A 10807-nucleotide genomic window follows, 5' to 3' on the forward strand; every position below is an offset into this window, starting at 1 on the left:
AATGAAAAAATTAGTTTTAGTGTTGGTATTAGGAGTATTTGCATTCAATGTAAGTGCACAAAATGCAGAAAAAGCAAAAAAACTATTAGATGAAGTTTCTGCCAAAGTAAATAGTTATGAAAATATTCAGATCGAATTTAAATATGAATTGAATAATAAAGAAGCAAAAACAAAGCAAGAATCCAACGGAAATGTAACACTTGAAGGTGATAAGTATTTATTAAACTTTTTAGGCTTTACTAAAATCTACGATACTAAAAAAGTATACACAATTGTACCTGCAAACGAAGAAGTAACCATTTCTGATGCAGAAGATGATGAAACAGGATTATCTCCATCTGATATGCTTACATTTTACAAAAAAGGATATTCGTATGCTTGGGATATTTTACAAAATGTGCGTGGTAGAAAGATTCAATATATCAAATTAACGCCAACTAGCTTAGAATCAGACATCAAAAGTGTTTTACTTGGAATTGACATAAAAACAAAGCATATCTACAACTTAATAGAAACAGGAAAAAATGGTACAAATACCACTTTAACTGTTAATTCTTTTAAAACGAATCAGCCTTTATCAAAAAGCTTATTTATATTTGACGAATCGAAATACGAGGACTATTATATAGATAAAAACTAGGCTACTTGAAAATACTAGATAGATACATACTCAAGAGTTATCTCTTAACATTCCTTACCGTGTTTGTAATATTTATGTTCATATTTATATTACAAACCGTATGGCTTTTTATAGGAGAATTGGCTGGAAAAGGTTTAGACGTAGGAATCATTTTCAAATTCCTGCTCTACACAGCACCTAAGTTAATTCCTCTGGTACTTCCGTTAAGTATCTTAGTATCTTCTATCATGACCTTTGGTCGCTTTGCAGAAAGCTACGAGTTTGCTGCAATGAAATCTACTGGTATTTCGTTACAACGTGCCATGCGAAGTCTAATCGTATTTATTGTATTACTCGGTATTGGAACATTTTTCTTTAATAACAATGTCATTCCTTGGTCAGAATTTAAACAATACAATCTTCGTAAAAATTTAGCCAAGAAAAAGCCTGCACTAGCTATAGGTGAAGGTGTTTTTAATGATATTGGAAACATCAATATTAAGGTCGATAGAAAGCACGGTGATAATGATCAGCTTCTAGAGAAAGTAATCATTCATGAGAAATCGAATGACAAGAAAAATAGAGTTGTATTAAAATCGAAAAGTGGTGAACTGAAAAGTAGTCCTGATTCTGATATCCTGCAAATGGTATTGTTTGATGGAAATCGCTATGAAGATGTAAAATCGACAGATCCAAAGGAAATTTTGCGCATGCAACATGCCAAAGTATCCTTTGAAAAATACACCATGAATATTGATTTGCGTGAAATGAACAAAGTAGATCTGGATGCCACAGATTACAACACGTATAAAATGCTCTCGGTAAGACAACTGATCGATTCTACTGCATCGGATCAACACAAATACGATCAAGCAAAAATAGGTTTTGGTAACAACATGTATAAACGAACTGGAGTTATAATCGTAGAAAAAGATTCTACCAATAGAGTCCCGCTCGATTCTATCAAAACTACAGATAACATTTTAGACCTGCTTTCTTTAAAAAATAAAAAACGTGCATTGGATGTTTCTATAACCAGTATAAAAGGACGTCGTACCACACTTGAAAACAACGAGAACCGTTTTAAACGCATGGAGAAAAAAATAAATCATCATAAGATATTTATGCATGATAAATTTGCCGTTGCCATTGCGTGTATCATTCTATTCTTTGTGGGTGCGCCCTTAGGAGCCATTATCCGTAAAGGTGGGATTGGACTGCCAATGGTAATCGCTATATGTTTATTCTTAGCGTATCACTTTATTGGAATTTTTGGAAAAAACAGTGCTGAAGACGGTAGTATTCCTCCTTGGCTCGGTACATGGTTGTCCACAATGATTATGTTCCCTTTGAGTATTTACTTTACACGTAGAGCAACTTCTGATCAAGGATTGTTTAGTTTCTCACTAAAAGAATTGTTTGTAAAACTTAAAGATGAAGATGAAGAAGGTGAAAAAGAGGTTCAATTAGCAGAAATTACTGAAGCTGACAGACAAAGTACTCAGAAATTTAATGCCTTAAGCGATCCTCAATTAATGGATGTTGTAAAAAATTATCGTCAATATAACTATTCAGAAGGAGAACGAAGTTTGGCAATCAACCTATTGGAAGATCGTGGAATTTCTCAACGTCGTCTAAAAGTATTAGGCTTTTTTGAAAACAAAAAATACAATAATGCCAAAGAAGCGCAAGATACGTTTAAGAAAAACTCAAAAAAGGCATTTTTCTATTACATTCCAACTATTATTATTGGCTTAGCTCTTCCTATTTTAAATAATAATATAGAAATGCCTATCTGGATCTTCATAAGTTTACTAATTATAAGTATACTTTGTTCATTAGTATATATGTATTACTTTATAAAATCTCTTTTCAATTATCAATCAATACATGATGCATTGAATGAAAAATTAAGTGGAGGAAGTATTTTGGGACTTATTTTAATAGGAATCCCTCTGTACTTTTTAATCTACTTTTACACACTACAAAACACAAAAGAGAAAATGAAGCAATTAAACTGAAAAAAATCTAATTTATTTACTTATTGGGTAACAGTACTATGGTTTTCCAACGTCACTTCACAACCAAAACTTTACATCATGATAAAAAAGACTGAGGCGCATGAAGCCTAACAGGAAATCGATAAAGAAACTAAAAAGATGCAAGTAGCTATTTAATTTGAACTTGTCTTTATTTTAATGGAGAAAAGTGGGTTTACTGCTAAAAATCTTCTAGCGTAAGCGCAAAATTGTAAACTTTTATTGTACATATCTAATACACATATAATAGAAGTTTTTCTCACTATACCTTTTATACTTTGGTAAAATACTTACATCAATCTTTACGATCTTTTTATAAAGCAGATTGAATAAGAATCCTTATTTTTGTAAGCAAATTAGATTCAAAAATGACAACAACTACAAAAGTGAAAACCGATACACAATTACATAGCATCCACGAAGCTATTGAAGACATTAGACAAGGAAAAGTAATTATTGTAGTTGACGATGAAAATCGTGAAAATGAAGGTGATTTTTTAGCTGCTGCTGAAAAAGTGACGCCCGAAATGATCAACTTTATGGCAACACATGGTCGTGGACTTATCTGCGCTCCTCTAACAGAAAATCGTTGTAAAGAGTTACAACTCGGAATGATGGTGAGTAATAATACCGATCCGATGGAAACGGCTTTTACCATTTCTGTAGATTTGAAAGGAAATGGCGTTACAACTGGAATTTCTGCTTCCGATCGTTCCAAAACCATTCAAGCATTAATTGATAAAAACACGAGACCGTTTGACTTAGCGCGTCCTGGGCATATTTTCCCATTAAAAGCAAAAGAAGGTGGCGTACTACGTAGAACTGGTCATACGGAGGCTGCGATTGATTTTGCACGTTTGGCTGGTTTACAACCTGCAGGTGTGATAGTAGAAATCATGAATGAAGATGGTACTATGGCACGTTTGCCACAATTGCTAGAAGTTGCTAAGAATTTTGATCTAAAGATCGTTTCTATTGAAGACTTGGTTGCCTACCGAATGGAGCACGATTCTTTGATTGAAAAGAAAGAAGATTTTAATATACAAACACGTTTTGGAGATTTTCGTATGCGAGCGTATTTACAAACAACCAATAATCGTGTACATATTGCCCTAACAAAAGGAAGTTGGTCTACAGACGAACCTGTATTGACACGTATCAATTCTACTTTAGTGAACGACGACATCTTAGGAACGTTGACTAACAACGCAGATAAAAAGTTAGATGATATGTTCCGTTTGATTAATGAAGAAGGAAAAGGTGCAATCATCTTTATCAACCAAGATCATAGTTCGCTGAATTTACTACACCGAATCAAAGAATTAAAAGCATTACAAAACGATGGTGAATACAAAGCACCAAAGATTAAAATGGACTCGAAAGACTTTGGAATTGGTGCGCAAATTCTACATGATATCAATATTAGCAAAATCCGATTGGTGACGAATACACATCAAGAAAAACGTGTAGGTATGATTGGGTATGGTTTGGAGATTGTGGATTACGTATCTTACTAGACTTACTATTACTGATACGGCTTTGCCTTGGGAAAGCTTCGCTTTAGATCATTAGACTTGCTTTGCTGTTACCACTCGCAACTTTTCTACATTATCTATGTTTGCATCAACACTGATTTGATTGTAACTATTTGATAATTTTTTGTTACTTCCAAAATTGGATTGATTTCAAAACTTAGACTTTTCAATACTACTATTTTCAATTTCTTTAAGTATTTCTGTTTCTTCTAATTTTAATTTGTTGATGAATTTGTTATGTAATTCTAGGTTAATTTCGCCATATACAAAACGCTCCTTGACTTTTTACATTTTTTCCTTAATAGTATTTAGATTGTATTTTAAATACTCTAAAACATCCTTATTTGATTCGTTGAAATAATCAAAAGTGAATTTCATTTGTAGCTTTAATGGAGCGATTAATTTTTCATCTATTTGAAATGTAGCTAAAAAGGTTATGAACTTTTCATTTAGCTTTTCAGCACGATTGTACCCGCAACAACCTTTTGTATGATCTCTGTAATATGCTAGGTTGTATTTTTTTTCTATATATCCCGTAATTGGTTTACCGCAGGCATCACACTTTACAAATCCCCTCATTGGTAAGTTTGGATTGTTCTTACGTTGTTTACTTCTTATCCCGTTTTTCTCGGTGTTGATATTATTTACTTTAGAGAACAATTCTTTTGAAACAATAGGCTTGTGATTTCCTTTGATAATTTTACCATCAAGTAAACGGTTTGCAAGTAATCCGCAATAGATTGGATTTCTAAATATACGCGTCATGTATTGTCTTTGTATAGTTAACTCACATTTCTTTTGGCGTTTGATAATCTCAACATTTGATATACTTTCGTTTGCTTTCCATTCAAAAGCTTTGCGTGTAAGTTTTGCTTTGTCACTATGTATCAAACTGTGCACTTCCAGCTGCAACCACCGCAATTTCTGGTTGATACTTCTTTAGAGCTTCATCCACTGCATCAATATAAATTGTATCTGAACTGATGTAGATAGAAGGTACATTTGGCAATTCAATATAAAAACCCATTACATTCCCCATAGGTTCTGCGATAGAACCATATCCGTGTTTAGCTGGAATTCCTTCTATAGTTCCTCCAAGAAATGAGGTTTTCTTTTTATATGAAAGCGCATTTACAATGTGTAAGCCTTTCTTTTTCAGTATTTTTTCATCTTTACAACTACAAGTAACAGGAATTTCTTTTTCCTTTAAAAACGTAATTGCTGCGGTATCTAAATGATCTGGATGTCTATGTGTAATAAGACAATGTGTTACTTTTTGCAATATATACCGACTAACTTCTGGAAGCGTCACCATAGGATTTCTTTGCATTTTTGCTCTAGAAAAAAAAGTGGTGGCATTAGTTCCTTTATCACCCAACATTGGATCGACTAAAATTACTTGTGAAGTCGTTTCTATAACTAACGTTACGTTTCTAATATGATGTATTTTTAACATGTGCATTTATTTTTACACAAAGAAATTGCATGCTAAAATGATACACATTGATTCAAATCAAGAAATACGTTTTCGTATTCTACTCAAGATTTCTGGTGTGATATTTAAATACGAAGCAATATGATATTGTGGTACTTTTTGTAGCCAAGTTGGTTTGTAAATCAATAGTTCTTTATAAAGATCTTCGGGTGTTTTTTGTAATTCTATTGTATTCTGGCAGTTCTCGTTGCCTAAATAATTTTTGAAAGGCATCTTTCACAAAATCTTTTCCACAAGCATACTTTTCCAAATGCGCTCTGAATGTCGCTTTATCAATTGCCAACAATTCTACTTTAGACAAGCACTCTTTAAACTTTCGTGTTGGCAAGTAATTATTGAAAGCTAATAAGTCTGTAATAAACTGTGGTTTTGTATAAAAATTGATATTTGTCTCTTTGGTTTCTGAAGCATAGTACTCTCTGATGATTCCATGATTCAGAAAGCGCAAATACTTTTCTTGTTGAGCTTCTTCTAAAATAAGTACTCCTTTTTCATCAGTTTTCACAGAAAAAGCAGCAAATAACTCTTGCAATCCTTCTTGATTCAAAGGATGTTGCGTTTCAAAGAATTTTGCTATTTCAACAAGTGATGACATACATTTAGGAAACTGAAGCTAAGATTACCTCGCGCATTTTTTGAGCTCTTGTTTTGACTTCTTCATCTGTCCATGACATTTTAATCAAACAAGAAATATTACGTGCTATGTAATGATCAGACTGATCAAAGGTTTTGCTATCTAAATACTGCATTCCTTCCTTTACTTCTTGCGAAATTGGATACAATGATTTTAGTTCTTTTAAATGTTCCCATTTACGAATGTAGTGCCAATTATTATCATAATAATGAAAACATACATCGATACCATTTTCTTTGAATCCTGCCATGACTTTACGTGCAGTTTCTAAATCAGGCATAAAGAAATTTAAGAAGGCATAACTTTCTTCTCCGCCTGCTGGAACTGTTCTAAATGTGACTTCAGAAATATCCGCTAACGCCTCTCTTAAAACCGTATAGTTCTTCTTTTGAATACTCAAAAATTCTGGCAAACGGCGTACTTGTGCTAAACCAACTGCGGCGTTTAATTCAGAGATTCTAAAATTATATCCTAAAAACGGATGTGTTTCGGCTCCTCTATCATTTCCGACATGATCGTGCCCATGATCACTATAATGATCGGCATTTACAGAATACTTACTATTGTTTGTAATGATAGCTCCACCTTCTCCGCAAGTCATTGTTTTTACAAAATCGAACGAAAAACAACCTACATCACCAATGCTTCCTAAAGCTTTTCCTTTATAGGTTCCGCCAATTGCCTGACAAGCATCTTCTACCAAGATTAGATGATGTTCATCACAAATCGCTTTGATAGCATCTAAATTTGCCATACTTCCGCACATGTGCACTGGCATGATTGCTTTTGTCTTTGGCGTAATAGCTTTTCGAATCGCTGCTGGATCTAACGTAAGTGTATCATCAATATCTACTAACACAGGAATAGCGCCTAACATCATAATAGCCTCAAAACTTGCTACAAATGTAAACGTTGGCATAATTACCTCATCTCCTGCTCCAATACCTGTAATTGCTAATGCAACAGAAACTGCTGCGGTTCCACTAGAAACCAATTGTGCATGTTGTACATTAAACTGCGCTTCTAAGGCATGTTCTAGTTCTTTTGCTTTCCAGTGTCCGTTACGCATTCCATCAAATCCGTAACGCATCAATACGCCGCTATCTAATACATCGTGTACTTCTTTGCGTTCTGCATCGCTAAACAATTCAAATCCAGGCATAATATTCTTAGTTTTTATTTAGAGGAGATTTTTGAACATTAAAAAACCTCTTTTCTGGCTACAAAAGTATAGAAAAGAGGTTATTTTTTACGTGATTCTTATTAATAGTTTTTTAAAACTTTTTCAATAAACTTGTAATGTCTATCTGTATTTCGCATCATATTATACGACATGATATTATCCAATTCTTTTCCTTTGTGATTTACGGCTACAATATTTGGAAATTTATTTTTGGTATTGTATTTCCTGGCTAGCTTTTGGTTTTGTTGACGTTGTTCGTCGGTAATGATATCGATACGTCTAGGAAAATCAGCCATGACTAACACAAAATCCTTTGATTTTTCTTTGAATTTTTCTGTGTAAAAGAAATCCTCTTTAAGCATTTTACATGGTGGACACCAATCGCTTCCTGTAAAATAGATTAAAATTGGTTTTTTCTCCTTCTTTGCAATTTTCTTTGCTTCTTCAAAATCTGTCAGCCAATCTAACTTTACCTCTTCTTGCGCTACGGCAGAAAATCCAATAAAAAATGTGGCTAAAAAAAGTAATTTCTTCATGTGTGTTTTGTATTACGGCGGTAAAAATATATATATGTTTATGGTATTAAAACAAGAATCTTGCCAAAATATTACAATTCTAACACACTTTCTGCAACGGTTTTGCGTACTTTCTTAAAATCAGAAAACATATCATCTTCAGCTCTATATCCAACTGGCAATACTAAAACGGAGGAAAGTCCATGCGCTTCCAAACCTAAAATTTCATTGTACTTTTCAGGAACAAAGCCTTCCATCGGACATGAATCAATCTTTTCCATACCACAGACTGTCAACAAATTCCCTAGAGCTATATATGCTTGTTTTGACGACCATGTTTGTAATTCTTCTTGTGTTTTATCTTTAAAAGAATTTTTCATGAAGTCCTTAAAAGGGTTCAAAATATCATCTGGCGTATTTCTGATGGCTTTAACACGATCAAAATACGAATCGACATACGCTTCGTCTACCGTATTTTCAATGCAAATCACCAATAAATGAGAGGCATCTGCTACTTGACGTTGGTTCCAAGAGTGAGCTACTAATTGTTCTTGCAGCTCTTTATTTTTAATCACTACCAAACGAATTGGTTGTAAACCATACGAAGTTGCCGTTAAATTAAAAGCTTCTTTAAGTGTATCTATCTGTGCATCATCTAAAAAACGATTTGCATCAAACTTTTTCGTTGCATATCTCCATTTTAGACCGTCTATTATCTGCATATATCCTATCTTTGATTTTTAAATATTTACAGCAAATGTAACGATATCTTCCTAGGAATATTGATGATTCGTTATAAATTAAACCAATTGCTCAATAACAAAATACTTTAGTCATGGATGCAGAGATCAAAGAGCGCATAGAACGATCAGAAACAAGAATATTTAAAGCCATATTTCCAAACACTACCAATCATTATAATACCTTATTTGGAGGAACTGCCTTGCAGCTTATGGATGAGGTTTCGTTTATCTGTGCCACGCGTTTTAGCCGTAAAAAAGTAGTCACCGTTTCTTCAGACAAAGTTGACTTCAAGAAATCTATTCCAGAAGGGTCTATTGTTGAACTTGTTGCCACTGTGACCAAAGTAGGAAATACAAGCTGTGAAGTAACCGTCGATATCTTTAAAGAAAAGATGTATGATTATTCCCGTGAAAAAGCCGTGACAGGAAAGTTTACCTTTGTAGCTTTAGATGATGATAAAAAAGCAATTTCTATTGTTTAGAAAACCACAGCTTTATAGCCATCACCATTACCATAATAACAACAATTATTTTAATGACTCCGTCACCTTTTTTGACCGACCATCTACTTGCTATCCATGCGCCTGAGGCATTTCCGATAGCAAGTACGAATCCGTAAAACCAATTGATTTTATCGTGATATGCAAACATGATTACTGCGGAAATCGTGTATAAACATACTACAAATACTTTAGTGGCCTTGGCGCGAACTAAGGACATTCTATTTATGTAAGGCAGCCATAACAGCATTAAAAAACCGATGCCTGCATTGATAAAGCCGCCATATATGCCTAAAAATAAAAATACAATGATGGACATCCATAGATACTTTCCTAGAAGTCGTTCCTGCAATTGGTTAATATTTAATTTGGGTTGAATGGCAATTAAAGCCACTACGACTATCATAATAATTGCTAGAATCTTATTAAAGAGTTCTCCTTTAATATCTACTGCAATACGAGCACCAATAAAAGACCCCAAAAAAGCGGCAATTCCAAGATATAAGCTAAATGGATAGGTAGACACTTGCTTACTCTTAAACCCTCTAATGGCAAAAAATGTTTGTATCAATATTGCTACACGATTGGTTCCGTTGGCTACCGCAGGAGGCAAACCAATAAAGATCAGTGTGGGTAAAGTCAATAAAGTACCTCCACCTGCTATGGTATTGATAAACCCAGCTCCAAAACCGGCAATAATTAAAATTAGATAATCTAGATAGTGCATGACATTACATTTTAAAAGCAAAAATAGTGCATTCGTAAAGAATCATGATACTACAAAACCAAAGATCAGGCTAGGTTGTATTTCTAAAATAAAAAGTTATGACCACTTAGTTTTTTGAACAACAATAGATTAGAAAAAATGAGTTGAAGGATTCAATATTTTTTTCAAAAAAACCTTAAAATTTGTTTTAAGAATTAAAAAAGGTTTCTATATTTGCATCCGCAATCAGGAAATACCTGATGAGACACTCGGAGAAATGGCAGAGTGGTCGAATGCGGCAGTCTTGAAAACTGTTGACTGTAACAGGTCCGGGGGTTCGAATCCCTCTTTCTCCGCTTAATAATCTAAAAAGCCCAGTAAATACTGGGCTTTTTTATTTTGGTTGACAATATAGTTGACAAAACTATTGCTTTTAGAATTTATTTTTATTTAATAAATCTAATATTTCTTGTTTATTATGATATACTCTATTACCAATACCATAACTCTTTATTTTTCCTTTTTTTGTCCAATTCCAAAGTGTAGTAATGTTAATTTTCAAAAAGCTTGCTGTCTCTTGTCTTGTTAGAAATACATCGCTTTCATTTTTATAGAACTCATCTAAGTAGTGTTTGATTTTATCCAATAATTTATCTGAAACTTTATCAGCTAATTCATCTAAAGTGATTTCTTGAATTTGTATTGTTTTTGTTATCATATTTAATTCTTATTAATTTATTTTTTTCAATAAAAAGTTATTGAAGCAAATTAATAATTATAAAAGTTACTACTTTAGACTAAATACAAATTCAAAAAAGGTCTTTTGATTATCAGAAAA

Annotated in this window: 12 protein-coding genes and 1 tRNA gene; 5 read left to right on the forward strand and 8 right to left on the reverse strand. The window is 33.2% G+C overall.

Features of this window, described 5'->3' with window-relative positions; translation table 11 throughout:
- Position 1: 1 nt before the first annotated feature.
- The 3 genes from MK119_RS21200 (at position 2) to ribB (ending at position 4175) form a co-directional block, all read left to right on the forward strand.
- Entirely contained in the window at positions 2-640 is a 639-nt protein-coding gene (locus MK119_RS21200) for an outer membrane lipoprotein carrier protein LolA (RefSeq protein ID WP_290683137.1), read from the forward strand.
- A gap of 5 nt (positions 641-645) precedes the next feature.
- On the forward strand, positions 646-2640 hold the full coding sequence (locus MK119_RS21205) for an LptF/LptG family permease (protein WP_290683139.1): 1995 nt from the start codon (positions 646-648) through the stop codon (positions 2638-2640).
- A 386-nt stretch (positions 2641-3026) separates the two neighbouring features.
- Positions 3027-4175 carry a 3,4-dihydroxy-2-butanone-4-phosphate synthase gene (gene ribB / locus MK119_RS21210; protein WP_290683141.1) on the forward strand — a complete coding sequence of 383 codons (1149 nt, stop codon included), beginning with the start codon at positions 3027-3029 and terminating at the stop codon, positions 4173-4175.
- Positions 4176-4478: 303 nt separating this feature from the next.
- Here ribB and MK119_RS21215 read toward each other — a convergent pair whose 3' ends face one another.
- The 6 genes from MK119_RS21215 to MK119_RS21240 all read right to left on the reverse strand — a co-directional run bounded on the left by MK119_RS21215 (position 4479) and on the right by MK119_RS21240 (position 8742).
- Positions 4479-5093, reverse strand: a complete 615-nt coding sequence (locus MK119_RS21215) for a recombinase family protein (protein ID WP_290683159.1) — start codon at positions 5091-5093, stop codon at positions 4479-4481.
- Positions 5074-5649 (reverse strand): MBL fold metallo-hydrolase, encoded by a 576-nt coding sequence (locus MK119_RS21220; RefSeq protein WP_290683143.1) that lies wholly within the window; start codon positions 5647-5649, stop codon positions 5074-5076. The genes MK119_RS21215 and MK119_RS21220 overlap by 20 nt, the downstream gene beginning before the upstream one ends.
- A 172-nt stretch (positions 5650-5821) precedes the next feature.
- Positions 5822-6283 (reverse strand): Crp/Fnr family transcriptional regulator, encoded by a 462-nt coding sequence (locus MK119_RS21225; RefSeq protein ID WP_290683145.1) that lies wholly within the window; start codon positions 6281-6283, stop codon positions 5822-5824.
- A 4-nt stretch (positions 6284-6287) separates the two neighbouring features.
- Entirely contained in the window at positions 6288-7484 is a 1197-nt protein-coding gene (locus MK119_RS21230) for a DegT/DnrJ/EryC1/StrS family aminotransferase (RefSeq protein ID WP_290683147.1), read from the reverse strand.
- Positions 7485-7585: 101 nt separating this feature from the next.
- Positions 7586-8041 (reverse strand): thioredoxin family protein, encoded by a 456-nt coding sequence (locus tag MK119_RS21235; protein WP_290683149.1) that lies wholly within the window; start codon positions 8039-8041, stop codon positions 7586-7588.
- 71 nt (positions 8042-8112) lie between these two features.
- A complete protein-coding gene (locus tag MK119_RS21240; protein ID WP_290683151.1) occupies positions 8113-8742 on the reverse strand; it encodes an NAD(P)H-dependent oxidoreductase in 630 nt (209 codons plus the stop codon).
- 113 nt (positions 8743-8855) lie between these two features.
- Between MK119_RS21240 and MK119_RS21245 the strand changes: the two genes are divergently transcribed.
- Positions 8856-9245: an acyl-CoA thioesterase gene (locus MK119_RS21245; protein ID WP_290683153.1), complete on the forward strand. Its 390-nt coding sequence runs from the start codon at positions 8856-8858 to the stop codon at positions 9243-9245.
- On the opposite strand, the gene MK119_RS21250 is transcribed toward MK119_RS21245, so the two are convergent.
- Positions 9235-9990, reverse strand: coding sequence for a sulfite exporter TauE/SafE family protein (locus MK119_RS21250; RefSeq protein WP_290683154.1), 756 nt, complete (start codon positions 9988-9990; stop codon positions 9235-9237). The two genes, MK119_RS21245 and MK119_RS21250, sit on opposite strands and share 11 nt — an antisense overlap.
- Positions 9991-10240: 250 nt before the next feature.
- On the opposite strand from MK119_RS21250, the gene MK119_RS21255 reads away from it, so the two are divergent.
- Positions 10241-10325: transfer RNA gene (locus MK119_RS21255), tRNA-Ser, on the forward strand.
- Between the two features lie 77 nt (positions 10326-10402).
- On the opposite strand, the gene MK119_RS21260 is transcribed toward MK119_RS21255, so the two are convergent.
- Positions 10403-10687, reverse strand: coding sequence for a helix-turn-helix domain-containing protein (locus MK119_RS21260; RefSeq protein WP_290683156.1), 285 nt, complete (start codon positions 10685-10687; stop codon positions 10403-10405).
- Positions 10688-10807: the final 120 nt, after the last annotated feature.

Origin of the sequence: Kordia sp., from assembly GCF_022447245.1 — a bacterium.
Taxonomy (GTDB): domain Bacteria; phylum Bacteroidota; class Bacteroidia; order Flavobacteriales; family Flavobacteriaceae; genus Kordia.

Excerpts from the sequence above, each read along its gene's own strand:
- MK119_RS21240 (WP_290683151.1), bottom strand. The coding sequence starts at position 8,742 with ATGCAGATAATAGACGGTCTAAAATGGAGATATGCAACGAAAAAGTTT.
- MK119_RS21220 (WP_290683143.1), bottom strand. The coding sequence starts at position 5,649 with ATGTTAAAAATACATCATATTAGAAACGTAACGTTAGTTATAGAAACG.
- MK119_RS21245 (WP_290683153.1), top strand. The coding sequence starts at position 8,856 with ATGGATGCAGAGATCAAAGAGCGCATAGAACGATCAGAAACAAGAATA.
- MK119_RS21230 (WP_290683147.1), bottom strand. The coding sequence starts at position 7,484 with ATGCCTGGATTTGAATTGTTTAGCGATGCAGAACGCAAAGAAGTACAC.
- MK119_RS21235 (WP_290683149.1), bottom strand. The coding sequence starts at position 8,041 with ATGAAGAAATTACTTTTTTTAGCCACATTTTTTATTGGATTTTCTGCC.
- MK119_RS21250 (WP_290683154.1), bottom strand. The coding sequence starts at position 9,990 with ATGCACTATCTAGATTATCTAATTTTAATTATTGCCGGTTTTGGAGCT.
- MK119_RS21200 (WP_290683137.1), top strand. The coding sequence starts at position 2 with ATGAAAAAATTAGTTTTAGTGTTGGTATTAGGAGTATTTGCATTCAAT.
- MK119_RS21225 (WP_290683145.1), bottom strand. The coding sequence starts at position 6,283 with ATGTCATCACTTGTTGAAATAGCAAAATTCTTTGAAACGCAACATCCT.
- ribB (WP_290683141.1), top strand. The coding sequence starts at position 3,027 with ATGACAACAACTACAAAAGTGAAAACCGATACACAATTACATAGCATC.
- MK119_RS21260 (WP_290683156.1), bottom strand. The coding sequence starts at position 10,687 with ATGATAACAAAAACAATACAAATTCAAGAAATCACTTTAGATGAATTA.